The following is a 23,648-nucleotide window of genomic DNA, read 5'->3' as shown; positions in this document are numbered from 1 at the left end:
GTGAGATGATCGCGACCACGATTATCTTTCGGATGCCCAGGTCATGATGACGCTGCGCCAGGTTGAAGTGATCCGTGCCGTGATGGTGACGGGCACCATCGGCGGCGCGGCGAAGCTGCTCAACGTTTCGGCCCCGGGGATCAGCCGCCTCGTCAAATACACCGAACGCTCGCTCGGCATCCGCTTCTTCCAGCGCCAGAACGGCCGCTATTTCCCGACGCCGGAAGCCGAGAACATCTTCGAGCAGATCAACGGCGTCTACAAGAAGGTGGACGACCTCTCCGAGCTCATCTCCAAGATCGGCCGCGGTGGATTGTCGGAGCTGCGCATCGGCTCGGTGCCGAGCATCTCGCAGGTGATGGTGCCGCGCGCGATCGAGCGCGTCCGCCGCCGCTATCCCGACCTCGGCATCGACATCAACATCCTCAAGCTCGAGGAAGCCATCGACTATCTCCTGCTCGGCCGCGGCGAGTGCGTCGCGATGAGCTATCGGCTCGACCATTCCGGGCTCGACTTCATGCCGCTCGCCTCCGGCGAGCTCTATTGCATCGTGCCATCAGGCCATGAGCTCGCCGGCCGCAAGCAGGTTTCCGCGGCCGAGATCACCCGCTATCCGCTGATCGGCATCGATCCCAACGACCCTTACGGCCGGATCATGGCCGAGATCTTTGCGCGCAACCGGCTCGACTACAACATCACCATCCGCGCGCGCTTCGGTACCACGGTCTGCGCGCTGGTGAAGGCGGGGCTCGGCATCGCCATCATCGACCAGTTCACGGTCGCCCATGGCGGCTATCCCGGCATCGAGCTCTTGAAGATCACCGAGCCGACGCGTTTCGACACCTACATCGCGGTGAAGCGCGGCGCGCCGCTGTCGCTTCACGTCGAGTATTTCATCGAGTCCCTGCGCGCCGAGATGCGCGCGGTGGAGCCGTCCCGCATCAACGGCAAGGCCATCCCTTCGCGCGGGCGCAAGAAATAACATTATGTTAGGTTTGCCAGATAAATGGGTAATTGTGTTAGGCAAGGGAAAGACTATCGTCGCACATGGAAGCCCCCTTGGAATTGCGCGGATTTCCCCGCTAATGGCCGGGACCGAACACTCCCAACGAGACGATAGCGAACCATGTCCGAGCGCGGATACGCCGCCAGCAAAAAGCTCCTCACCGGCCTGATCGGCGCGCCGATCGCGCATTCCGCATCCCCCGCCATGCATGAGAGCGCCGCCGAGGCTCTGGGCTTGCGCGGCCACTACCAGCTCATCGAGGTCGCCGGCGCCGATGCGGCCGGGCTTCGCATGATGCTCGAGGGCGTGCGGCGGCTCGGCTTTGCCGGCGTCAACGTCACCTACCCATACAAGGAAGCGGTGGTCCCGCTGCTCGACGAGCTGGCGCCGGGCGCTGCCGCGATGGGCGCGGTCAACACCGTCGTCGCCCGGGACGGCCGGCTGACCGGCCACAACACCGACACCACCGGCTTCGCGCGCGCGGTGGCGCCACTGCTGGCGCCGTCCGGCAACGCCGTCGCCGTGATCGGCGCCGGCGGCGTCGGCAAGGCGATCGCGTTTGCGCTGGCGAGCCTGGACGTGACCGACATCCGCATCTTCGACAGCGAGCCGGCGCGCGCCGAGACGCTCGTCTCCCTGCTGGCCGCGCGGGGCGTCGCAAGGCTGGCGTCGAGCATCGAGGACGCGCTGCAAGGCGCGACCGGCCTCGTCAACGGCACGCCGGTCGGAATGCTGCCGAACCGCGGCATGCCGGTCCCGGCCACGCTGCTGCATGAAAAATTGTGGGTTGCGGATGCCGTCTACTCGCCGCTGATCACGCCGCTGCTCGCTGCCGCACAAGCCACGGGCGCGCGGATCATGACCGGGCGGGAGCTCGCGATCTACCAGGCCGCCGACGCTTTCGAACTGTTCACGGGCCTGGCCCCGTCGACTGAGGTCATGGGAGAGGCATTTGACGAGGTGATGGCCGCACGAAGCTCGGCCTATCACGCAGCGTAACCAAAGCGGCCGGACACAAGGCCGCGAACAACATCAACGAAAAATGGGAGGATAGACCATGAAATCGGCCATTCTGGCGGGCGCCCTGCTTGCCTTCGCGACTGCAACCAGTGTCCACGCCCAGGCGATCAAGCTCGCCGACGTCGCCGAGCTTTCCGGCGGCGGCGCCACCGTCGGCACCAACTGGAAGAACGGCATCGACCTCGCGATCGAGGAGATCAACGCCAAGGGCGGCGTGCTCGGCCGCAAGTTAGAGGTCACCCATGCGGACTCGCAATCCAACCCCGGCGTTGCGCGCGCGCAGGTGCAGAAGGCGCTCGACGCCGAGCCCTATGTGCTGCTCGGGCCCGGCTATTCCGGCTCCGTGAAGGTCACCGCGCCGCTCGCAGCCGAAGCCGGCATCGCGCAGATCATGGGCGGCGAAGCCGCCGAGTTGACGCAGGCCGGAAACAAATTCCTGTTCCGCACTTCATTCGGCCAGCAATCCTCGATGCCGAAAGTGGCAAAGTACATTCACGACGACATGAAGGCGAAGTCGGTCGCGGTGGTCTGGGTCAACAATGATTTCGGCCGCGGCGGTCGCGACGTCGTGGTCAAGGAGCTCGACCGGCTCGGCTCCAAGGTGGTCGCCGATCTCTCCACCGAAGCGGGCCAGGCGGATTTCGCCGCCGACGTCGGCAAGATCAAGGCCGCCAATCCCGACGCCGTGTTCGTCTACCTGAACGAGGAAGAGAGCGCGCGCATCCTGAAGGAGCTGAAGCGCCAGGGCGTCACCGCGCCGCTGATGGGCGAGACCACGCTGATTGGCCAGAAGGTGATCGAGCTCGCGGGCGATGCCGCCAATGGCGCGCGCGGCCATGTCGGCCTGACCACCGACGCGCCGGTCGACCTGATCAAGGCGTTTCGCGACAAGTTCGCGAAGAAGTACAATTACGTGCCCGACCATAACGGCCTGAAGGGCTATCTTGCGGTCTACATGGTGAAAGCCACGACCGAGAAAATGGGCAAAGTCGATTCCAAAGCCTTCGCCGACACGCTGCATGGCCTGACCATCAAGGCAGCGGACGAGCCGGGCATCCTGATGGACGTCACCTTCAGCGACACCGGCGACATCGATCGCCAGAGCTTTCTGGTCGAGGTGGTCGAAGGCAAGCAGGTCGTGAAGCAGGTGCTGCCGAAGGTGAAGTGAGGGCTTCCTCGCCTCCCCCCGCCCGCGCGGGGAGAGATCTCTCTTCTCCCTCTCCTCGTAAGAACGGCGAGAGGGAGAAAAAAGAGAGCGGGGAGAGGGAGAAGACAGAGCGCCGAGAGGGGAAAATGTCCAATCTGTTTGATCTTCTGGTCGCGGGACTTGCCACCGGCGCGATCTATGCGCTGGTCGCGGTCGGCTTCACACTGCTGTGGCAGACCTCGCAGACCATCAATTTCGCGCAAGGCGAGTTCGTGATGCTGCCGGCATTTTTGATGCTGGCAGCAATGCATGCCGGCGCGCGCCGTTCTGGCTCGCGATCATCCTCGGCATCCTGCTCTCGATGCTGCTGCTGGGCCTCGCCTTCAAGATGCTGCTGGTCGATCCGATGATGCGCCATGGCGTGCTGCCGCTTGCGATCGCGACCATGGCGCTCGCGATCGGCATCAAGGAGGCCGTGAAGCAGTTCTTCAGCGCCGAGGCCTCGCCCTTCCCCTCGATCGTGCCGACCGGCGACGTCTCCATCCTCGGCCACGCCGTCTCGCTGCAAAGCATCGGCGTCCTCGTCCTCGCCATCCTTGCTGTCTCCGGTCTGACCGCGCTCCTGAACCGAACTTCGCTCGGCCACCAGATGCAGGCGGCGGCGCAGAACCCGACGGTGGCGCGCATCATCGGCGTCCCGGTCGAGCGCATGATCCTCCTGACCTTCCTGATCAATGCGTTTCTGGTCGCGCTCGCCTCGCTGTTGATCACGCCGATCTACCTTGCGAAATTTACATCGGGCGAGGTGCTGGGCCAGGCCGCCTTCATCGCCGCGATCGTCGGCGGGTTCAACCAGGTGCGCGGCGCAATCGCGGGCGGGCTCCTGATCGGCGTGCTCGACAATCTCGCCGCCGCCTACGTCTCGACGCAGTACCGCGCCGCCGTGCCGATGATCATCCTGATTGCCGTCATCCTGTTCCGGCCGCAGGGCTTGCTCGGCCGTGCCGAGGAGCGCACCGTATGAGCGCCTTCGCCAAACCTCTGAAGATCGCGCTCGGCCTCCTCGTCATCGCCGCGCTGATCGTCATCCCCATGAACTTCAACCGCTATGGCCTGTTCATCCTGAGCCAGTGGGCGGTGATGGCGATCGCCGCCATGGGCCTCAACCTCACGCTCGGCTATGCCGGCCAGGTCTCGCTGGCGCAGGGCGCCTTCGTCGGCATCGGCGCTTACGCGGCAGCGATCATGACCACGCATGGCTGGCCGCTGCCGGCGGCGATCGTCGTCGCGATCGCGTTGAGCTTCGCGGTCGGCTGGATGCTCGGCTATCCGGCGCTGCGGGTGCAGCACCACTACCTCGCCTTCGTCACGCTCGCCTTCTCCACGCTGGCCTTCCTGGTGTTTCGCAACGAGAGCTGGCTCACCGGCGGCATCTACGGCATCTCCAACATTCCGCGCCCGCACATCTTCGGCATCGCGACCAGCAAGCCGCTGCCGTTCTACTATGTCTGCCTCGGCTCGCTCGCGATCGTGTCGCTGGCTGTGTGGTGGCTGATCCGCTCACCCTGGGGCCGCGCGTTCATGGCGCTGCGCGAAAATCCGCTGCGCGCGCAATCGCTCGGCGTCGACACCCGCCGCTATACGCTGATGGCGTTCGCGATCGGCTCGGCGCTCGGCGGCGTCGCCGGCGCGCTCTACGCGCCGCTGACGCAATATATCGATCCCGTGCCGTTCAACCTGTCGCTCTCGCTCGACCTCTTGATGATGGTGATCGTCGGCGGCGCCGGCTTCTTCCTGGGTCCGTTCCTGGGCGCGATGATCGCCGTGCTGCTGCCGGAATGGCTGCGCTTCACCGATGGCTATTATCTGATGCTCTACGCGATCGCGGTGATGGGGCTGCTGATCTGGTCGCCGACCGGCATTTTGGGAATCCTGGATCGCTATCTGGCCGAACGCCGCACCAAGGCGGCTTCTACGCTGCGCGCTGTCGCAAAATCCCGGCTGGAGACGGTGCAATGAGCGCAGTCCTCGAAGTCACCGACATCAAGAAGAACTTTGGCGGCATCAGTGCCGTCGGCGGCGTCTCTTTCGACGTGCGCGAAGGCGAGATCCTCGGCCTGATCGGCCCGAACGGCTGCGGCAAGTCCACCTTGTTCAACTGCATCCTCGGCCAGCTCACGCCATCAGGCGGCGAGGTCAAGCTCGACGGCAAGGTGGTCACCGGCCTGCGCCCTGCCGAGCTCAACAAGCTCGGGGTCAGCCGCACCTTCCAGCTCCTGCAAGTGTTTCCAAAGCTCTCGGTGCGCGAGAACCTGATCCTCGCGGGCCAGGAGCACCAGGGCAGCATGGCCTCGCGCCTGGTCGGCCGCTCCGATGCCGGACTGACGGAGGCTGCCAACCAGATGATCGGGTTTTTCAAGCTCGATCATCTCGCCGACGAGCCGGCCGGCGGACTCTCCTATGGCCAACAGAAGCTGCTCGACGCCGCCATGGCCTTCATGGGTGGACCGCGCCTGGTGCTGCTCGACGAGCCCGCCGGCGGCGTCAACCCGTCGATGCTGACGGATTTGAAGGAGCGGCTGGTCGCGATCAACCGCGAGAAGAACGCCACGTTCGTCGTGATCGAGCACAACATGGAATTCGTGATGTCGCTGTGCTCGCGCGTGATGGTGATGGCGGAAGGCAAGGTGCTGGCGATGGGACGGCCTGACGAGGTCCGCAAGGATCCCGCCGTGATTGAAGCCTATCTCGGACATTAGGGAGAGCCATCATGAGCGATCCGATCCTCTCGGTTCACAATCTCGTCGGCGGCTACGGCAAGATGACGATTTTGAACGGCACGACCTTCGCCGTGCCGCAGGCCACCATCACCACCATCATCGGCCCGAACGGCGCCGGCAAGTCCACCGTGTTCAAGGCGATCTTCGGCCTGCTCAAGCTGCGCGAGGGCAAGATCAGTTTTGCCGGCCGCGACGTCACCAATTTGAGCCAGCGCGCGCTGCTCAATGTCGGCATCTGCTACGTGCCGCAGGGCCGCAACATCTTTCCCGAGTTGTCGGTGCGCCACAACATCGAGCTCGGCGGCGTTTCCGCGGGCAAGGGCATCGACCTGCAGAGCCGGATCGAGGCCGCGCTCGACCTGTTCCCGGTGCTGCGGCGGAAATCGACGCAGCAGGCTTCCACATTGTCCGGCGGCGAGCAGAAGCAACTCGAAATCGCCCGCTCGCTGCTGCTCGAACCAAAGCTCGTGCTGATCGACGAGCCCTCGATCGGCCTGTCACCGCTGATGGTGCAGCAGACTTTCGACATCCTGAAATCCCTGCGCGAGCGCGGCGTCACGATTTTGATGATCGAGCAGAACGCACGCTCGGCACTGGAGATTTCCGACATCGGCATCGTGCTCGAGCTCGGCCAGACCCGCATGGTCGACGGCGCGAAGCGAATCCTGAACGACCCGCGGATCGGCCAGCTCTTCCTGGGCGGTGCGATGGAGGAGGACAACGCAGCATGAACAAGCGCTCGATCGCGACCGTTTCCCTGTCCGGCAGCCTCGACGAAAAGCTCCGCGCCATCGCATCCGCCGGCTTCGACGCGGTCGAGATTTTCGAGAACGATCTGCTGTCGTTCGGCGCAAGCCCGCGCGACATCGCAAAGGTCTGCGGCGACCTCAATCTCGAGATTTGCGCGTTTCAGCCGTTCCGCGATTTCGAGGGCATGCCGGAGCCGCAGCGTTCGCGCAACTTTGCGCGCGCCGAACGCAAGTTCGACCTGATGCAGGAGCTCGGCACCGACCTGCTGCTGATCTGCTCCAACGTGTCCCCCAGCTCGCTCGGCGGCATCGACCGCGCCGCGGATGATTTTCGCGAACTTGGCGAGCGCGCGGCAAAACGGTCTTTGCGCGTCGGCTACGAGGCATTGGCCTGGGGACGCCACGTCAACGACTACCGCGACGCCTGGGAGATCGTGCGGCGCGCCGATCACCCCGCGACCGGCGTCATCCTCGACAGCTTTCACGCGCTGGCCCCCGGCTTTCCGGTTCGCGCGATGGCCTCGATCCCCGGCGACAAGATCTTTCTGGTCCAGCTTGCGGATGCGCCGAAGCTCGAGCTCGACATCCTGTCGTGGAGCCGGCACTTCCGCTCCTTCCCCGGCCAGGGCGATCTGCCGGTCGGCGAGTTCATGGCGGCGATCGCGGCGACCGGCTATGCGGGGCCGCTGTCGCTGGAGATCTTCAACGACCAGTTCCGCGCCGGCTCGGCCATGCAGACCGCGGTCGACGGCCTGCGCTCGCTGATTCTGCTGGAGGACCAGCTTGCACCGGATTGGCCAAAGCTCATCAGCGAGCCCCTGGCGCCGAAGGCCAAAAGTCGCGGTACGGGATTCATCGAGTTTGCCGTCAACGAGACCAAGGCCGGCGAACTCGCCCACCTGCTTTCGCAGCTCGGCTTCCGCAAGACCGGCAAGCATCGCAGCAAGGCGGTGGAACGCTGGTCGCAAGGCAAGGTCGAGCTCGTCATCAACTCCGAGACCGACGGCTTTGCGCATTCGCACTATGTCACGCACGGTCCCGGCGTCTGCGCCATCGCGCTCGAGGTCGACAATGCGGGCCTTGCCATGCAACGCGCCGAGACACTGAAGGCGCGCACCTTCTACCAGCCGGTCGGGCCGGGCGAGCTCGAAATTCCCGCGATCCACGGCGTCGGCGGCAGCCTGCTGTATTTCCTCGATCAGGCCGGCAAGAACTGGGACACGGATTTCGAACCGATTGCGAGCGACGCCGGCGCGGACGCGCTGCTGGCCGTCGATCACATCGCGCAGTCGATGCCCTATGACGAGATGCTGTCCTGGCTGTTGTTCTACACCGGGATTCTCGACCTGACGCGTCTGCCGCAGATGGAGATCGCCGATCCCAGAGGGCTCGTGCAGAGCCAGGCCGTCATCAATGGCGACCAGAGCCTGCGTTTCGTGCTTAACGGCTCATCCGCCAACCGTACACTGCCGGCGCGCTTCATCTCGGAGTTTTTCGGCTCGGGCGTGCAGCACGTCGCGTTCACGTGCCGGGACATTTTTGCGGCAGTCGCGGAGATGCGCAAGCGCGGCGCTGATTTCCTCGACATCCCCGATAATTACTACGACGACATCGAAGCCAAGTACGATCTGGCACCCGAGCTGATGGCGCAGCTGCGCGCCAACCACATCCTCTACGATCGCGAAGGCGACGGAGAATTCTTCCAGGTCTACACCCACATCTTCGACGAACGATTTTTCTTCGAGATCGTGGAGCGGCGGGATTATCCGGGCTTCGGTGCGGCCAATGCCGGGATCAGGCTTGCCGCGCAGGCGCACGAAGTGCGGCCTGCGAGCATGCCGCGGGTGTAGGTCTCTATCGAGGCCGTCATTGCGAGGAGCCCTTGCGACGAAGCAATCCAGAATCCCTCAGCGGAAAGATTCTGGATTGCTTCGCTGCGCTCGCAATGACGGGGAGAGAGCTGAGAGCCCCTCTCCCCGCGACCGGGCTAGGGCATGCACATATCTCTGAGGCTCCATCCTGCTGCGACGGCATGGAAGTATTGGAGACCGTTGCTGAAGGTGATTGGACCTGGCGGCCTGGAAGATGGATAGCCGTCCCAACCGCCGAGGCGGCCGATGATCCAGGCGGCCCAGGCTAGGCTGTCAGGCGGATGCGGGTTCTTCAGCCGCTTACTTTTGGCTTCGTACTGCTGGTTCAGGGCAGTCAGCGTAGCCATCTCGCTGGTGTTGAAGGCGATGTGGATGGACTGCTGTCTGTCGTCACGCGCTTGCAGGAGCTGGATGGTGATCACAGCCGCCTTGGCAGCGATGGCGACCAGCTTCAGAAGCCGGTCGGCGGTCCCAATTTGGCTGTCTTCGAGCTTGAGGCCTTGTGTCTTGAGGACACGGAAGAACTGCTCGATGATCCAGCGCTGCTTGTACCATTCGACGATACGCCAGGCGTCATCTGCACCGGTGACCCCGTGAGAGGTGAGAAGACACCAGCGCAGCGGTTCGACGTCGGAGCCGGCGTTGATCTCGCGGACGTCAACGACGGCCAGATGTAAGCTTTTCGGCAAATGGCGCAGGAACTTGCTTTGCGGTCGAGCCAGTTCGATTGCACCAAAGCGAAGCTCGAGGTTGGCCTGACGTGCCGGCCGCTGCGCTCTCGGAGGCAATTGGACCGTACGACGCTCCATCGGCACCATAGCCTCGATGGCCGCATACAAACCCGCCATGTCGGCCAGCTTGCGATCATGCATGCTGCGGGCGATCACGTGATAGCCCTGCTCGGCCGCGCTGGCATAAAGGGCAAAGATGTCACTCTCGCGGTCACCAAGCAGGGTTACCCTTGCGGCTTTCGCAAGCAGCGGCTTGGCCGCAAGGGCGGTGGCAGTCCAGCGCTGCGATTCCTTGTCCGACAGCTCGCGGCTGTCATGCGAGACGGTCCGACGGCCCTCACGCGTCCACACTTCGCCGCTCAAAAGTCCCAGGCAGGTGCCATTGTCTGCATCCACCGCCAGCAACGGGTGCAGCAGCACGCCGTGGTTATTGCCCTTGCCGATTTCCCCAAGCCCGCGACGGCGTTGCGGTGTGGTCTTGAAGTGGATCTCACTGGTGTCCTGGATCGCCAAAACGTGGCGGCCCTCGACAGCTGCAACCGTGCTTTCACTCCAGCTTTCGATGATCCGCTCCGCTGTCACCTTGTCATGACCGAGAAAGCGGTTGAACCGCACCTCCAGGTTACGGTCTCCTCTCGAAAGCTGCCGCAGGCAGACATTCTTGCCAGCAACCATGCGTCCGACAAGCGCCCGCCCCCCTTTATCGAGACGACGATCCCCGAACCGGCCCAGCGTCCAGTCAATTCGTGACAGCATGGCGGCACCTCCATCCGATCAGAAGTGCCGTCATAGAGATCACACGGATTCCCGATTCTGGAACCCCTCACCCTCGACCCGAGTCAATCCGTCGCACCAGATATGTGCATGCCCTAGCGCGACCGGGGAGAGGGAAAGCAGAGACCTCACTTCATCGCGCATTTGTCGTGGAAGCGATCCTGGTCGTTCTCGACGATGGTCGCGACCGTCTTCAGCGAAAGCTGGCCGTCGCCGTCCTTGACCACGTCCTGGAGATAGAAGTTCTGCACCGGGATGTGGTTCTTGCCGTATTTGAAGGGACCGCGCAGCGACTTGAAATTGGCCTTCTCCATCTCGGCCTTCATCGCGTCCTTCTTGCTGGTGTCGCCCTTGACCGCGACCACCGCGCTGTTGATGAGCTGGGCCGCGTCATAGGCTTGCGCGCCGTAATAGGTCGGGCGCAGGCCGGTGTACTTCTTGCGGTAGTCGGCGACAAAGCGCTTGTTCTGCTCGTTGGGCAAATCATTCACCCATTCCTGCGCGCCGGGCACCCCGAGCGCGTTCTCCTTCTGCAGCGGCAGCGACAGCTCGTCGACGGTGAAAGCCGTATAGAGCGGCATCGTGCTCTTCAGCCCGGCCTGCGCATATTGGTTGAGGAACTGCACGCCGGCTGCACCGGGATAGAACACGAAGATCGACTCGGCGCCCGAGGCGCGCGCCTTGGAGAGCTCGGCGGAGAAGTCGAGCTGGCTCGGCCACACCGTGTATTCCTCGCCCTTGACCTCGCCCTTGAACGTGCTCTTCACGCCCGCGAGCATGTCCTTGCCGGCGGCGTAATTCGGGCCGATCAGGAACACGCTCTTGACGCCCTTCTGGTTCATGTAGAGGCCCATGGCGGCCGGCGTCTGGTCGTTCTGCCAGGAGGTCGAGAACACGTAGGGCGAACAAAGATCGCCCGCGAGCTGCGACGGACCGGCATTGGCCGAGATCAGGATGGTCTGCGAATCCACCGCGGTCTTGAGCGAGGCCAGCAGCACATTCGACCAGATGTAGCCGACGATGAAATCGACCTTGTCGGACTGCACCAGCTTCTCGGTCTTCTGCTTGCCGACATCGGGCTTCTGCCCGTCGTCCTCGTAGATCACCTCGACCGGCTTGCCGTCCATCTTGCGGCCGATGTGATCCAGCGCGAGCTCGAACGAGTTGCGCATGTCGTTGCCGATCACGGCGGTCGGGCCGCTGAAGGTCGAAACGAAGCCGATCTTGATGGTGTCGCCGGCGAATGCCGGGCTTGCCAGCACCAGCGCCGCTGCGCCCGCCAGCCAGAATGCCGTCCTCATAGCCTCTCCCCTCCTTATTATTATGCCCGGAAGCAGGGTGATCGCCGCCCCGGGTCATCTCTATTGAACGCAAAATCTGTCGCGCCGCCAATGGCTCAGCGCCCGCCCCTGCACCATATTTCGCCATGATCGGCGATAGCAAGAAATATAATTCTACTTACTTCGAAGGGGGCTGCGGCGCTTTTTCGCGGGGTATCGATACACTTCGCTTATTTCCCGATTGATGACGCCTATTGGACCGCGGCGCCTAATCCGCACTTAAATAGGAAAACACAGCAGCGAGATTCGAGGGGCGTATCATGGCCACGACACCGCATCGCGTCGTCATCGTCGGAGCCGGCTTCGGCGGACTGGAGACGACCCACCGGCTGGCCGGCAGCCCGGTCGAGATCACGCTGATCGACCGCCGCAACCATCACCTGTTTCAGCCGCTGCTCTATCAGGTCGCGACCGCCTCGCTCGCCACCAGCGAGATCGCCTGGCCGGTCCGGCACCTGATGCGCGACCGGCGCGACGTGACGACGCTGTTTGCGACCGTCAGCGGCATCGATGCCGACAGGCGCTGCGTGCTGATCGACGACGGCAGCGAGGTGCCTTACGACACGCTGGTGCTCGCCCACAGGCGCGCGGCATGCCTATTTCGGCCACGACGAATGGGAGCAGTTCGCGCCGGGTCTCAAAACACTGGAGGACGGGACCACGCTGCGCCGTCACATCCTGGTGGCGTTCGAGCGCGCCGAGCGCGAGACCGATCCGGAAAAGCGCGCGGCGCGGCTGACTTTCGTCATCGTCGGCGCCGGCCCCACCGGGGTCGAGCTTGCCGGCACCATTGCCGAAATGGCGCACCACACCTTGCCCGGCGATTTCCGCAACATCGACACGACGAAAGCGCGCGTGGTGCTGATCGAGGCGGGGCCGCGCGTGCTGGCAGGTTTTGCCGACGACCTCTCGGCCTATGCGCAGGCCTCGCTGGAAAAGATCGGCGTCGAGGTCGTACTTGGCGAGGCCGTCACCGAGATCGACCGCGAAGGCGTGGTTTTCGGCGGCACGCGGCTCGATGCCAAAACCAAGATCTGGGCCGCCGGCGTCCGCGCCTCGCCCGCGGCTGAGTGGCTGGGCGCGCCGGCCGATCGTGCCGGACGCGTGCAAGTGGAGGCCGATCTCACCATCCCCGGTCATCCCGAAATCTTTGCGATCGGCGACACCGTTGTGATCAACGCCTGGGACGGCAAGCCTGTGCCCGGCATCGCGCCGGCCGCCAAGCAGCAGGGACGTCACGTCGCGGACAGCATCAAGGCCCGGCTGCGCGGAGAGCCGACAGGCCCGTTCCGCTACAAGCACTCCGGCAGCCTTGCGCAGATCGGCAAACGGCTCGCGGTGATCGACTTCGGCAAGGTGAAACTGCGCGGCACCGTCGCGTGGTGGATCTGGGGCATCGCCCACATCTACTTCCTGATCGGCTTGCGCCACCGCCTCAGCGTCGCGCTGAGCTGGCTCTGGATCTACGCCCGCGACCAGCGCGCCGCGCGGCTGATCACGCAGGGAAGCAGCAAGGTGGCGTAGGGACCATCCTCTCGTGTCCCGGACGCGGCGCCGCATGAAATGACGCGACGCGGAGCCGGGGCCCATACCTGTGGGCCCCGGCTCTGCAGCGCAGCGCTACGCGCCGCACTGCGTCCGGGCATGAGACCCTACTTCACCAGCTCACACCCGCCCTCCGCCAGCGGCCGAAACGCCTGCTCCGCGGGAATCGTCGAGACCAGCTTGTAATAGTCGTACGGATATTTCGACTCCTCCGGCTTCTTCACCTCGAACAGATACATCGGATGCACGACGCGGCCGTCCTGGCGGATCGTGGTGTCGCCGAACAGCTTGTCCTTGCCCTTGAACTTCTTCATCTCGGGCACAGCGTCCTTGGCACTGTCGCTGCCGGTCGCGGCGACCGCATTGAGATAAGCGAGCGTGGACGCATAGACGCCGGCCTGGTTGCCGCTCGGCATCTTGCCGTTCATGCCGGGCCGCGCGGCGAACCGCTTGGCGAAGGCGCGGGTGTCGTCGTTCATGTCCCAATAGAAGGCTTCCATGAGCTGAAGGCCCTGCGCGACCTTGATGCCCATGCCATGGACGTCGTTGATGAAGAGCAGGAAGGCGACCAGTTTTTGTCCGCCCTGCTGTATCCCGAACTCGGCGGCCTGCTTCACCGCGTTAATGGTGTCGCCGCCGGCATTGGCGAGCCCGATCACCTGCGCCTTCGAGCCCTGCGCCTGCAACAGGAAGGACGCGAAGTCGGAGGTGCCGAGCGGATGCTTGCTGGAACCCAACACCTTGCCGCCATGCGCCTCGATGTATTTTTGGGCTTCCGCTTCGATGCCCTTGCCGAGCGCGTAATCGACCGTAAGGAAATACCAGTTCTTGCCGCCGCGCGACATCATCGCGGCCGCTGTCGTATTGCCGGTGGCCCAGGCGTCGTTGACCCATTGGATGGTGTTGGGCGAGCAGGCCTTGCCGGTGAGATCGGAGCTCGCAGTGGACGACGCCAGGAACGTCATGCGGCTGTCGCGCAGCAGCGTGTTGATGGAGAGACCAACGGCCGAGTTCGGCACGTCGACGATGGCGTCGACACCCTCGACATCGAGCCATTTGCGCGCGATGGCGTTGCCGACATCGGCCTTGTTCTGGTGATCGGCATAGACGATCTCGACCTTGATGCCTTTGCCGCCGCCGTTGAAATCCTCGGCAGCCATGCGCGCGGCCTCGACCGAACCCATGCCGTTTGTGTCCTGGAAGATTCCGGAAATGTCGTTGAGCACGCCGACGCGCACGACATTGTCCGAGATCTCGGCATTTGCCGCGCCGCCGATCAAGCTCGCAGCCAGCGCAAGTGTCCACTTCAAGTTCTTCATTGTTCCCTCCCCTGTCGTATTTATTGTTTTCAATGCCAGCAGCGTCAGGCCGGCGTGAAGGTCACAGGCAGGCTGTCGAGCCCGCGCAGCGTGTTGTTGAAGCGACGTTGTGGAGCGCCGGTGATCTCGATCTTTGCGATCCGGCGGGCCAGCGCCGCGAGCATTGTCTCGCCTTCGAGCCGCGCGACCAGCTGGCCGACGCACATGTGAATACCTGAGCCATAGCCAACATGGCCGGACGTGCGGCGGGTGATGTCGTAGCTGTCGGGCTTGTCCCAGCGCCGCGGATCGCGATTGGCGGCCGCCAAGAACATCAACACCTTCTCGCCCTCACCGATGGTCGCGCCTGACAGTTCGACCTCGCGCGTTGTTGTGCGGAAGAAGGTCTGCACCGGGCTTTCAAAACGAATGGCCTCCTCGAAAGCGTTGCGCGCCAGCGTGAAATCGTTGCGCAGGCGCTGCCACTGCTCAGGGAACCGCGCGAGACAGTAGACCGCTGCACCGATGCCGTTGACGGTGGTGTCGAGACCGGCCGACAAGAGCGAGCGCACCAGCAGCGGCGCTTCGGTGGCGGTGATGGCACCCTCGTCGACATGGGCGTGGATGCAGGCGCCGATGCCGCCGGGCGTGAGATTGTCGCGCTGGCACTGCTCGGTGACGTAGGCCTGGTGCGGCGCCGAGCGCGCGATCGCCTCCTTGCGCAACTGGTTCGGCGGGCCGAAGGCGTTGAACACCAGGCTCGCATAGGGAATGAGATTCTCGCGTCCCTCAGGCTTCAGCCCGAGCGCATCCGGGAAGATCGACAGCGGATAGGCCTCGGCGAGGTCCGTGATGGCATCGAAGCTGCGCTTCTCCAGCAGCGCGTCCACACGCGCTTCCGCTGCCGCGGCAAAGCGGTCGCGGAGCCCCTTCATCACCGTCGGCGACAGCACCTTTGAGAGCACGGCACGGGTGCGGGTGTGCTCGGGAGGATCGGCCTCGAGGATCAGGCTGGGCGGCCGCCACGGCGTCTCCTTCTTGAAATCGGAGAGACCGACACCGCGGCTGGAGCAGAACGTCGCGGGATCGTTCAGCACGGCATGAACCTCGGCATAGCGCGCTACGCCGTAGAGCTTCCATTTATCGAGATAAACGACCGGACCTGTCTCTCGCAGCAATTCATGCGTCGGATAAGGATCGGCAAAAAAATTCATGTCGAAGGGGTCAACGTCGAGATGCGGGACCGCCGATACGGCAGAGCCGGGTGCACTCATTGAAGTCCTCCCTCATTTTGATCTTGTGAAAGGGCCGCGCTTACCTTTAGGTCTCCGGACACGCCGCGAGACAGAATCCCGATATGCCGCCGTCTTCGACCAGAGCCCGCCAAAAACCTGCGCCCGCGGAGACGGGGCCGACGCTCGATCTCGATCGCTACGTCCCGGCGTTCATCACCTTCATCGCCAACAAGCTCTCGAACAGCGCCACCGCGTTCTATCAGCGGCAGTTCGGCGTCAACGTCACGGAATGGCGGATCATGTCGCTGCTGGCGATCGAGCCCGGCATCCCCGCCTCGCGCATCTGCCACGTCATTGGTTTCGACAAGGGCCCGGTGAGCCGGACGCTGGCGGGCCTGGAAAAGCGGGGGCTGGTGTCGATCCGCACCGATCCCAACGACGGGCGCACCCATTCGATCTCGCTGACCGCGAAGGGCCGCGCCACCCATGACAAGGTGATCGTCGCGGCATTCGAGCGCGAGCGGCGCCTGTTGTCTTGTCTGGGCAAGGACGAGCGCGAGGTGCTGATCGACCTGTTGCGCCGCCTGCACGAGAATCTCGGCGCGGTCACCGGCGGCACCGAGACCTGACGCGCCGCGCATCGGGCGCGGACCCCTGTCACGTCCAGGCATGCACCGGCACTCGCCCGCGGCACCCTTTCTGCCGAGCATTGCTCCCTCCGAGATCTGACGCGGCGGTTCCTCCCGCCATCATCCTTGTCCGGAACGGTTCGCACAAGTTAGTTGCTTAGGCAACAAAAGAATCGGCAAAGATATTGCGGCAGAATCGCTGGCATAATTGGGCTTGCCCAACTCTCGTGTTCCGGACGCGCTGCAGCGTGAAACGCTGCTGCGCGGCGCCGGGATCCATGCGACCGCGCGCACTAAGCGAGATAGGCCCCGGCTCTGCAGCGCACCACTGCGTGCTGCGCTGCGTCCGGGGCACGGGCCAACCAACCGCTACGGACCAATCCACTCCCCCGGCGCATCGTCGTTCAACCGCGCCAGCGCTTTGGCGCGCAGCGTCAGCACGGCGCGCTGATTGATGTAGCCCTTGTCCGTAATCTCCCCGCCGTCCACCGACGGCGGCTCGGCGAGCAGCAGTGCGCGTGTGGCGTGGCCGGAGGAATTGGCCCCCTGCTGCCTCAGTTTCGCGAGACCCCGCGCGATCGCCGCTCTGACCTTGTCATGCGCGAGCACGTCGTTCGCACCTGCCGTCTCGGGCAAACCCGCGTGAACGCGGCAGGCGGCGATATTCGGGAACACCAGGAAGCGCACCTCGTCGCCGCCATGACCGGTGACGACGATGTCCTGCGCGAGCGGCGCCAGCGCGGCGATGCCGGCGACGCGCAGCGTGCCGACATTGACCCAGGTGCCGGAATTGAGCTTGAAGTCCTCCGCGACGCGGCCGTCGAAGAACAGGCCGCGCTGGGGCCGCCCGGCGTCGGCGAACTTCACGGCGTCACCGATGAGATAAAAGCCCTCTTCGTCGAACGCCTGCCTGGTCAGCTCCGGCGCCTTCCAATAGCCCGGCGTGACGTTGGGGCCGCGCACCCGCACCTCCAGCTTGTCGCCGGAGGTGACGAGCTTCAATTCGGTGCCGGGGATGGGCACGCCGATATTGCCCGAGCGCTCCGCGAGGAAATGGCAGTCGGTCGCCAGCGGCGACGTCTCGGTCGAGCCCCACGCCGAGACCATCGGTATCGCGCGGCCAACGGTCTTGACGGAGAGCTCCTCGATCGCGTCCCAGAGATTCTGCGGCAGCGCGGCACCGGCGTAGAACGCGAACCTCACCTCGCCGAAGAAGCGGCGGCACAGCGCCTCGTCGCCGCGCAGCGCCGCGATCAGCATGTCAAAGCCGCGCGGCACGTTGAAATAGACCGTCGGCATCACGCTTTTCAAATTGGCGAGTGACGTCGCAAAGAGGCCCGGCGCAGGCTTGCCGCCGTCGATATAGAGCGAGCCGCCATTGCGCAGCACGAGATTGAAATTGTGGTTGGCGCCGAACGTGTGGCTCCAGGGCAGCCAGTCGAGAATGACGAGATCGCTGCCAGCTTGCTCGAGAAAGGTCCAGGTCTGCGCCTTGGCCTGCTGGCTGGAAGTCAGCATGCGCTGGGTGTTGATCACGGCTTTCGGCGTACCGGTCGAGCCCGAGGTGAACAGGAATTTTGCGATCGTATCGGGCGTCACCGCGGCAAAGGCCGTTGCGACCTCGGGGCTCTCGGGCGTTGCCGCGATGGTGCCGAAGGCCAGCGCATCGATATCGTCTGCATTGCCGCTGATGATCTGCGCACGATGCAGCGGCTTGATCGCGGCCATCGCCGCCGCAAACGGCTTCACTGCTGAGACATAGATCGCGGCGGGCTCAAGCAGTGTGATCATGCTCTTGAGCTTGTCAAAGTCCTTTGACATCAGCGAATAGGCTGGCGAGATCGCCGCCGAGGGCACGCCGACATGCTGGGCCGCGAGTGCCAGCAGCGCATGATCGATGCTGTTGTCGGAGAGGATCGCTAGCGGATGCTCTGGGCTGAGACCCCGCGCCAAAATCCAGGACGCCGCAGCACGCACCTGGCGCAGCGCCTGCGCATAGGTAACGGTGGTCCATGGAGCTTCGGCACTGCTGCGCTCTGCGAGGAAAATCGCATCAGGCCTCTGCCGCGCCCATTGCTCCAGCCAGTCGCCGATGCAGCGCGCGCCATTGCGCAAGGGGTCGGGCGAGCGCAGCACGATGCTGCCGTCGGCGCGATGCTCGGCAACGGTTCTGGGCGTCGCGAACAGGCTCGAAGCATCACCGCGTGGGGCGGCTGTCATGGTTTCCTCCTCGCCCGGAAGCCGGGATCGGCCGCAGCCTCGTCGCGGGCCGCGTTGACCATAATGTTGGGCGTGGCAATTGTTGTCGTCAACAACAATCTTCCGCTGGCACGGCGAAGGCGCTACAACAATGGCCCGGCAGGAGACCCGACGTGACAACCACCGCAGCCCAGACTTTCCCACGCAAGCGTGCGGCCAACGGCGCAACGCCGCGGAACGACGCGGACGAAATCGGCCTCGATGCACTGGTCGGCCACGCCGGTTATGCGGTGCGGCGCTTCCAGATCTGGATTTTCCAGGACTTCGTCAAAACGCTCGGCAATGTCGACATCCGGCCGACGCAATATTCGGTGCTGACGGTGATCGGCGCCAATCCCGGCCTTTCGCAGATGGCGGTGGCCAAGCGCCTCGGCATCGAGCGCGCGCGGCTTGTGCATCTGCTCGACAGCCTCGAACAGCGCAGGCTCGTGAAGCGGGTCAGATCGAAGACCGACCGGCGCTCCCATGCCCTGCACCTCACCGCGCAAGGCGAGACGGCGCTGGCGAAATTCAAGCGCCTCGCCGCGGAGCACGAGCGGCATGTCGAGGACAGGATCGGCAAGGAGAACCGGGAGCGGCTGCTGCGGATCCTCGCTGACTTCACCTGACCCAGACTGCCCACTATTTATGCAAATGCCCCCGGCAGGGCGCTGGCACGACGGCCACCCGACCCTCGAAATATCCCTCAAGCCACTGATCCCCCGATAATATCCGGAGCACTCGTCCTGCCCGGGTCGTGTACACAATGGCACATCGCTTGCTTCGATCCGGGTGAAGACAGATAGCCGGAGTTTTGTCGCCATGAGGGCTGGAATGGGGGCTGAGCAGCCTGAAACGATTGCCGCGATTGTGGCCGCGCATCGCGCGGGCACGCTCACGCCGGCGCAGACGGTCGCGCGCACCTATCAGCGCATACGCGATCACAACGATCCGGCCGTTTTCATCAGCCTGCGCGACGAAAAGGACGCGATCACGGAGGCCGAGAAGCTCGCCACGAAGGATGCCGCCAGCCTGCCGCTCTATGGCGTGCCGGTTGTGGTGAAGGACAATATCGACGCGCTGGGATTTCCGACCACCGCGGCCTGCCCGGCCTTCTCGTATACGCCGACGCATGATTCGACCGCGGTGCAACGGCTGCGCGCCGCCGGCGCCATCATCATCGGCAAGACCAATCTCGACCAGTTCGCGACCGGCCTCGTCGGCGTACGCTCCCCTCATGGCATCCCTCGCAATTCGATCCGCGATGATCTCATTCCCGGCGGATCGAGCTCGGGCTCGGCCACCGCCGTCGGCGCCGGGCTGGTGCCGCTGTCGCTGGGAACTGACACCGCCGGCAGCGGGCGCGTGCCGGCGATGCTCAACAACATCGTCGGGCTGAAGCCGAGCCTCGGCATGATCTCGACCGCTGGCCTGGTGCCGGCCTGCCGGACGCTCGACTGCATCTCGGTGTTCGCTCTGACCGTGGACGACGCCGCGTTGGCGCTCTCCGTGATGACTGGCCCCGACCAGACCGATCCGTTCTCGCGCGACCGGCCGCTGGGCGCGATCACGCCGCTCCCGGCAAACCTGCGTCTCGGCGTGCCGCGCAACGGACAGCTGATCTTTTTCGGCGACAAGAAGGCGGAAGCGGCCTTTAGCGATGCGCTGAAGCGCTGGACCGCGCTTGGCGCAACGCTGGTCGAGTTCGACCTCGAGCCGTTCTACGAGACGGCGCGACTACTCTACGAGGGACCGTGGGTCGCCGAGCGCTATCTCGTGATCCGCGACCTGCTGGCGTCCGCGCCGGATGCGATCCATCCGGTGACGCGCGAGATCACCGTGGCCGGCGCGCGGCTGACGGCGGCGGAAACCTTCTCCGCGCTCTATCGCTTGCAGGGCCTGCGCAAGATCATCGAACGCACGTTTGCGAACATCGACGCGCTGATGCTGCCGACGGCACCGACGGTCTATACGACCGCTCAGGTGCTGGCCAATCCGGTCGAGCTCAACAGCCGGCTCGGTACCTACACCAATTTCGTGAATCTGCTCGACCTCTGCGGCCTCGCGGTGCCGGCAGCGATGCGTGACGACGGCATTCCATTCGGCATCACGCTGCTTGCGCCGGCCGGACATGACGCGCTGCTCGCGAGCATCGGCCGCGTGTTTCACGCGGCTACGGAGCTGACGCTTGGCGCAAGGGGCGTGGCGCAGTCTGCGCTCGCGCCCCTTGCCGCGACCAGCGTCGATGGAATTCCGATCGCCGTCGTCGGCGCGCATCTGTCAGGCATGGCGCTGAACGGCGAGCTGAAAGCGCTGAACGGCCACCTGATCGAGGCGACCAGGACCGCGGCTGACTACAAGCTCTACGCATTGAAGACCACGCCGCCGAAGCCGGGCATGCTGCGCGTCGAAGCCGGCAAGGGCGCGTCGATCGAGCTGGAGATATGGTCGCTGTCGTCGTCCGCTTTCGGCAAGTTCGTCAACGCGATCCCCGCGCCGATGGCGATCGGCACGGTGCGGCTGGCCGACGGCCGCAACGTGAAGGGGTTTCTCGTCGAGCCGGAAGTGCTGGGCGACGCCCGCGACATTACGGCCTATGGCGGTTGGCGAAAGTATATGGCGGAGAAGGCGACGGGATAGGTGCATCTCCTCATGGTGAGGAGGCGCGCAGGCGCCGTCTCGAACCATGAAGGCCACGCGGCTGCATCTCGGCCTTTCATCCTTCGAGACGCGGCCTTCGGCCGCTCCTCAGGATGAGGAGATCACACCGACACCGCGTAGATCTCGTACTCCCCGCGCACCAGCTCGATATGCGCGCGCATCGCGGCGGCGGCGCCCTGCTTGTCGCCGCGCATGATGGCGACGACGACGCGGTCGTGCTCGGCTTGCGATTTGGCGAGACGGCCGAGATTGCGGAACTGGGCGCGGCGGAACGGCTGCACGCGCACGCGGGTCGCCAGCGTGATCTCGGCGATGTAGCCGTTCTGCGAGCCTGCATAGATCGCGTTGTGGAAGCGCTCGTTGTCCTCGTGGAAACGATCGGGATTGCCGGTGTAGCTCAAGACCCGCAGCTCTTCGTGGATGGCCTCCAGGCCGTGGCGCTCGACGGCAGACATGCGCTCGGCCGCAAGACCTGCACAGAGCGCCTCCAGCTCCGCCATCGCCTCGAACATGCTTGTCAGCCGTTCGAATGAAGGCTGCGCCACGACCGCGCCGCGATGAGCACGCGCTTCGACGAGACCGCTTGCCACGAGCTGGCGCAGTGCTTCCCGCACCGGCGTGCGCGAAACGCTGAAGCGGCGCGCGATATCGGTTTCGTCAAGCGGCGCGCCGGGGGCAAGGGCTCCGCGCACGATCTCGTCGGCGAGTTGCAGGCGCAGCTCCTCGGCGCGCGTGACCTTCTGCACCGAAGGCGACGCCCGATCGGCGCGCGGCACCACCGGCTCGGCCGGCAATGTTCCCTGCGGAAGGTCGTCAAGCGTCATACGATCAGGTCTCTTTCGACTCGTCGATGATGCTGACATGGGCGGCGGCGACGCGCCAGCCCTCCGGGAATTTTACCCAAGTCTGCATCTGCCGGCCGACCTTACCCGGCACCGTGTCGCGATAGAACAGGGTGGAGGCGACCGCGGTGTCGCGGCCATAGCTGGTGATCACGGTTTTCGCAGTGCGGCGGTTGAGGCCGACCGGCGAGCGCCCGGCTCGAAAGCCGGAGATCGCCTCATAGCCGTAGAGGTTCTCGCCGATGCCATAGCGCAGCGTGCGGGGATCGTTGCGGAAGAGCTCGCCGAGCACGGCGACGTCGTTGGTGATCAGCGCCTGCTCGTAGCGGTCGAACGCGGCTTTGACTTCCGCGATCACGTCGGGGAGATCGATCTCCATCTCAAAATCCTTTTGGGCTGGGCGCGGCGACGACGCCCATCTTCTCCAACGCGTACGCGACACGCAACGCGATGTCCTCGCGCCAGGGCGCGGCGATGATCTGCACGCCGATCGGCAGCGGCTCGAGCGGCACCGGCACGGCGACCACGGGCAGGCCGATAAAGGAGATCGGCTGGGTGTGGATACCGATGTTGGCGCGCACCGGCAGCTCAACGCCGCCAAGGCTGAAATTGACCTGGCCGAGCTTTGGCGCGGTGCAAGGCGTCGCGGGGGCGAGCAACACGTCGACGGACTTGAAGACCTCGGCGAGTTGCGCGCGATACCAGCGACGGAATTTCTGGGCGCGGTCGACCAGCGGCGCCGGCACCATGGCGCCCGCGATCAACCGGTCGCGCACGGCTGGATCGAAATCGTTCGGCCGCTTGCGCAGGCGATCGAGATGCAGCGAGGCGCCTTCGGTGGTGCTGATGACATAGGCCGCGGCACGGGCGCGCGCGGCTTCGGGCACGTCCACCACGCGCGTTGCGCCCAGCGCCTTGGCGACGCGGCCGATAGCCTCGACGGCTTCCGGAAACAGATTCTGCTGGAAGTACCCGCCGGCGATCGCAATGCGCAGATCCGAAACCGGATTGGCGAGCAGCGGCAGCGTCGGCTCTATCCCGCGCGTCGTGCAGGCGGCATCGTCGGCATCCGGGCCCTGCATCGCGTCGTAGGCGAGCGCGAGATCGGTGGCCGAGCGCGCGAACGGGCCGAGATGATCGAGGCTCGCGACGAACGGAAACGACCGCGCGCGCGACAGCCGGCCATAGGTCGGCTTCAAACCAAAGATGCCGCAGAACGAGGACGGCACGCGGATCGAACCGTTGGTGTCGGAGCCGAGCGCGATCGGCACCAGCGCGCCGCCGACAGCGCTGCCCGAGCCGCCGGAGGAGCCGCCGCTCATTCGCGTGGTGTCATGCGGATTGCGCGAGGGACCGTCATGGACATTCTCGCCGGTGAAGTCATAGGCGTATTCGCCCATGTTGAGCGCACCGACCAGCACGGCGCCAGCCGCTTCCATGCGCTCGATCAGCGTGGCATCGCGCGTGGCGGGCACGCGGTCTCGGTTGATCTTCGAGCCGGCGCGTGTGGCGAGGCCTGCGACGTCGAACAGATTCTTCACCGCAAACGGCACGCCGGCGAGCGGGCCGACGGACTTGCCAGCGGCGATATCGGCGTCGATCGCGCGCGCTTTGGCACGGGCGCGATCGGCGGTGATGTCCGTGAATGAATTGAGGATGGTGTCGTGCTGCTTGATGCGCGCAAGCGCTGCTTCGGTCGCATCGAGCGCCGACATTTTGCGGCCCGCAACCGCGCTCGCGATATCGGAAGCTGTCATCTCTGGCTTGGTCGTCATGGCGGCG

Annotated in this window: 18 protein-coding genes and 2 pseudogenes; 12 read left to right on the top strand and 8 right to left on the bottom strand. The window is 64.8% G+C overall.

The window, feature by feature from the left end:
- Positions 1–43: 43 nt before the first annotated feature.
- From ACVWW3_RS33705 to ACVWW3_RS33670, 8 genes and pseudogenes are all read left to right on the top strand, one after another.
- Positions 44–982: a LysR family transcriptional regulator gene (locus ACVWW3_RS33705; protein WP_247443577.1), complete on the top strand. Its 939-nt coding sequence runs from the start codon at positions 44–46 to the stop codon at positions 980–982.
- A gap of 144 nt (positions 983–1,126) precedes the next feature.
- Positions 1,127–2,005, top strand: coding sequence for a shikimate dehydrogenase (locus ACVWW3_RS33700; protein WP_456672283.1), 879 nt, complete (start codon positions 1,127–1,129; stop codon positions 2,003–2,005).
- A 58-nt stretch (positions 2,006–2,063) separates the two neighbouring features.
- Positions 2,064–3,194, top strand: coding sequence for an ABC transporter substrate-binding protein (locus ACVWW3_RS33695; RefSeq protein WP_456651800.1), 1,131 nt, complete (start codon positions 2,064–2,066; stop codon positions 3,192–3,194).
- Between the two features lie 125 nt (positions 3,195–3,319).
- Positions 3,320–4,197, top strand: a pseudogene (locus ACVWW3_RS33690) (branched-chain amino acid ABC transporter permease).
- Positions 4,194–5,192, top strand: coding sequence for a branched-chain amino acid ABC transporter permease (locus ACVWW3_RS33685; protein WP_456651801.1), 999 nt, complete (start codon positions 4,194–4,196; stop codon positions 5,190–5,192). Before ACVWW3_RS33690 ends, ACVWW3_RS33685 begins: the two are co-directional and overlap by 4 nt.
- Positions 5,189–5,932 (top strand): ABC transporter ATP-binding protein, encoded by a 744-nt coding sequence (locus tag ACVWW3_RS33680; RefSeq protein ID WP_247338759.1) that lies wholly within the window; start codon positions 5,189–5,191, stop codon positions 5,930–5,932. The genes ACVWW3_RS33685 and ACVWW3_RS33680 overlap by 4 nt, the downstream gene beginning before the upstream one ends.
- An 11-nt stretch (positions 5,933–5,943) precedes the next feature.
- Complete coding sequence (locus ACVWW3_RS33675; RefSeq protein WP_456651802.1) at positions 5,944–6,684, top strand: ABC transporter ATP-binding protein; 741 nt, start codon at positions 5,944–5,946, stop codon at positions 6,682–6,684.
- On the top strand, positions 6,681–8,552 hold the full coding sequence (locus ACVWW3_RS33670) for a bifunctional sugar phosphate isomerase/epimerase/4-hydroxyphenylpyruvate dioxygenase family protein (protein ID WP_456672282.1): 1,872 nt from the start codon (positions 6,681–6,683) through the stop codon (positions 8,550–8,552). The genes ACVWW3_RS33675 and ACVWW3_RS33670 overlap by 4 nt, the downstream gene beginning before the upstream one ends.
- A gap of 137 nt (positions 8,553–8,689) precedes the next feature.
- Here ACVWW3_RS33670 and ACVWW3_RS33665 read toward each other — a convergent pair whose 3' ends face one another.
- Both ACVWW3_RS33665 and ACVWW3_RS33660 read right to left on the bottom strand, forming a co-directional pair.
- Positions 8,690–10,060 carry an IS4 family transposase gene (locus tag ACVWW3_RS33665; protein WP_456672281.1) on the bottom strand — a complete coding sequence of 457 codons (1,371 nt, stop codon included), beginning with the start codon at positions 10,058–10,060 and terminating at the stop codon, positions 8,690–8,692.
- A 146-nt stretch (positions 10,061–10,206) separates the two neighbouring features.
- Positions 10,207–11,379, bottom strand: a complete 1,173-nt coding sequence (locus tag ACVWW3_RS33660; protein WP_354048269.1) for an ABC transporter substrate-binding protein — start codon at positions 11,377–11,379, stop codon at positions 10,207–10,209.
- Positions 11,380–11,678: 299 nt separating this feature from the next.
- Between ACVWW3_RS33660 and ACVWW3_RS33655 the strand changes: the two are divergent.
- Positions 11,679–12,942 (top strand): annotated as a pseudogene (locus tag ACVWW3_RS33655) (NAD(P)/FAD-dependent oxidoreductase).
- Positions 12,943–13,070: 128 nt separating this feature from the next.
- Here ACVWW3_RS33655 and ACVWW3_RS33650 read toward each other — a convergent pair.
- Together ACVWW3_RS33650 and ACVWW3_RS33645 are read right to left on the bottom strand one after the other, a co-directional pair.
- Complete coding sequence (locus ACVWW3_RS33650; RefSeq protein ID WP_456651805.1) at positions 13,071–14,282, bottom strand: ABC transporter substrate-binding protein; 1,212 nt, start codon at positions 14,280–14,282, stop codon at positions 13,071–13,073.
- A gap of 44 nt (positions 14,283–14,326) precedes the next feature.
- The gene (locus tag ACVWW3_RS33645; RefSeq protein ID WP_456651806.1) at positions 14,327–15,535 is read right to left on the bottom strand and encodes a cytochrome P450; all 1,209 of its coding nucleotides are present in this window, start codon (positions 15,533–15,535) and stop codon (positions 14,327–14,329) included.
- A gap of 83 nt (positions 15,536–15,618) precedes the next feature.
- Here ACVWW3_RS33645 and ACVWW3_RS33640 point away from each other — a divergent pair, with 83 nt between their 5' ends.
- Positions 15,619–16,125: a MarR family winged helix-turn-helix transcriptional regulator gene (locus tag ACVWW3_RS33640; protein WP_247339213.1), complete on the top strand. Its 507-nt coding sequence runs from the start codon at positions 15,619–15,621 to the stop codon at positions 16,123–16,125.
- 369 nt (positions 16,126–16,494) lie between these two features.
- Here ACVWW3_RS33640 and ACVWW3_RS33635 read toward each other — a convergent pair whose 3' ends face one another.
- On the bottom strand, positions 16,495–18,345 hold the full coding sequence (locus ACVWW3_RS33635) for a feruloyl-CoA synthase (RefSeq protein ID WP_456651807.1): 1,851 nt from the start codon (positions 18,343–18,345) through the stop codon (positions 16,495–16,497).
- A gap of 152 nt (positions 18,346–18,497) precedes the next feature.
- Here ACVWW3_RS33635 and ACVWW3_RS33630 point away from each other — a divergent pair, with 152 nt between their 5' ends.
- Positions 18,498–18,992: a MarR family winged helix-turn-helix transcriptional regulator gene (locus ACVWW3_RS33630; protein WP_354048258.1), complete on the top strand. Its 495-nt coding sequence runs from the start codon at positions 18,498–18,500 to the stop codon at positions 18,990–18,992.
- A 205-nt stretch (positions 18,993–19,197) separates the two neighbouring features.
- Positions 19,198–21,003, top strand: a complete 1,806-nt coding sequence (gene atzF / locus ACVWW3_RS33625) for an allophanate hydrolase (protein WP_456672280.1) — start codon at positions 19,198–19,200, stop codon at positions 21,001–21,003.
- 122 nt (positions 21,004–21,125) lie between these two features.
- Here the strand turns inward: atzF and ACVWW3_RS33620 are convergent, their stop codons facing one another.
- From ACVWW3_RS33620 to ACVWW3_RS33610, 3 genes are read right to left on the bottom strand one after another with little or no spacing between them, the layout of a single operon-like run.
- The gene (locus ACVWW3_RS33620; protein WP_456651808.1) at positions 21,126–21,848 is read right to left on the bottom strand and encodes a GntR family transcriptional regulator; all 723 of its coding nucleotides are present in this window, start codon (positions 21,846–21,848) and stop codon (positions 21,126–21,128) included.
- 4 nt (positions 21,849–21,852) lie between these two features.
- Positions 21,853–22,245, bottom strand: coding sequence for an oxalurate catabolism protein HpxZ (gene hpxZ / locus ACVWW3_RS33615; RefSeq protein ID WP_456651809.1), 393 nt, complete (start codon positions 22,243–22,245; stop codon positions 21,853–21,855).
- Position 22,246: 1 nt separating this feature from the next.
- A complete protein-coding gene (locus ACVWW3_RS33610; protein WP_456651810.1) occupies positions 22,247–23,641 on the bottom strand; it encodes an AtzE family amidohydrolase in 1,395 nt (464 codons plus the stop codon).
- Positions 23,642–23,648: the final 7 nt, after the last annotated feature.

The sequence above is a fragment of the Bradyrhizobium sp. LM2.9 genome (genome assembly GCF_054056555.1).
The sequence above is the reverse complement of the archived record's forward strand: the minus strand, read 5'-3'. Positions and strand labels throughout refer to the sequence as shown.

Coding starts and splice junctions, on each gene's coding strand:
- ACVWW3_RS33640 (WP_247339213.1), top strand. CDS start 15,619: ATGCCGCCGTCTTCGACCAGAGCCCGCCAAAAACCTGCGCCCGCGGAG.
- ACVWW3_RS33700 (WP_456672283.1), top strand. CDS start 1,127: ATGTCCGAGCGCGGATACGCCGCCAGCAAAAAGCTCCTCACCGGCCTG.
- hpxZ (WP_456651809.1), bottom strand. CDS start 22,245: ATGGAGATCGATCTCCCCGACGTGATCGCGGAAGTCAAAGCCGCGTTC.
- ACVWW3_RS33670 (WP_456672282.1), top strand. CDS start 6,681: ATGAACAAGCGCTCGATCGCGACCGTTTCCCTGTCCGGCAGCCTCGAC.
- ACVWW3_RS33665 (WP_456672281.1), bottom strand. CDS start 10,060: ATGCTGTCACGAATTGACTGGACGCTGGGCCGGTTCGGGGATCGTCGT.
- ACVWW3_RS33685 (WP_456651801.1), top strand. CDS start 4,194: ATGAGCGCCTTCGCCAAACCTCTGAAGATCGCGCTCGGCCTCCTCGTC.
- ACVWW3_RS33650 (WP_456651805.1), bottom strand. CDS start 14,282: ATGAAGAACTTGAAGTGGACACTTGCGCTGGCTGCGAGCTTGATCGGC.
- ACVWW3_RS33620 (WP_456651808.1), bottom strand. CDS start 21,848: ATGACGCTTGACGACCTTCCGCAGGGAACATTGCCGGCCGAGCCGGTG.
- ACVWW3_RS33645 (WP_456651806.1), bottom strand. CDS start 15,535: ATGAGTGCACCCGGCTCTGCCGTATCGGCGGTCCCGCATCTCGACGTT.
- ACVWW3_RS33695 (WP_456651800.1), top strand. CDS start 2,064: ATGAAATCGGCCATTCTGGCGGGCGCCCTGCTTGCCTTCGCGACTGCA.
- ACVWW3_RS33610 (WP_456651810.1), bottom strand. CDS start 23,641: ATGACGACCAAGCCAGAGATGACAGCTTCCGATATCGCGAGCGCGGTT.
- ACVWW3_RS33635 (WP_456651807.1), bottom strand. CDS start 18,345: ATGACAGCCGCCCCACGCGGTGATGCTTCGAGCCTGTTCGCGACGCCC.
- ACVWW3_RS33680 (WP_247338759.1), top strand. CDS start 5,189: ATGAGCGCAGTCCTCGAAGTCACCGACATCAAGAAGAACTTTGGCGGC.
- ACVWW3_RS33675 (WP_456651802.1), top strand. CDS start 5,944: ATGAGCGATCCGATCCTCTCGGTTCACAATCTCGTCGGCGGCTACGGC.
- ACVWW3_RS33660 (WP_354048269.1), bottom strand. CDS start 11,379: ATGAGGACGGCATTCTGGCTGGCGGGCGCAGCGGCGCTGGTGCTGGCA.
- ACVWW3_RS33705 (WP_247443577.1), top strand. CDS start 44: ATGATGACGCTGCGCCAGGTTGAAGTGATCCGTGCCGTGATGGTGACG.
- atzF (WP_456672280.1), top strand. CDS start 19,198: ATGGGGGCTGAGCAGCCTGAAACGATTGCCGCGATTGTGGCCGCGCAT.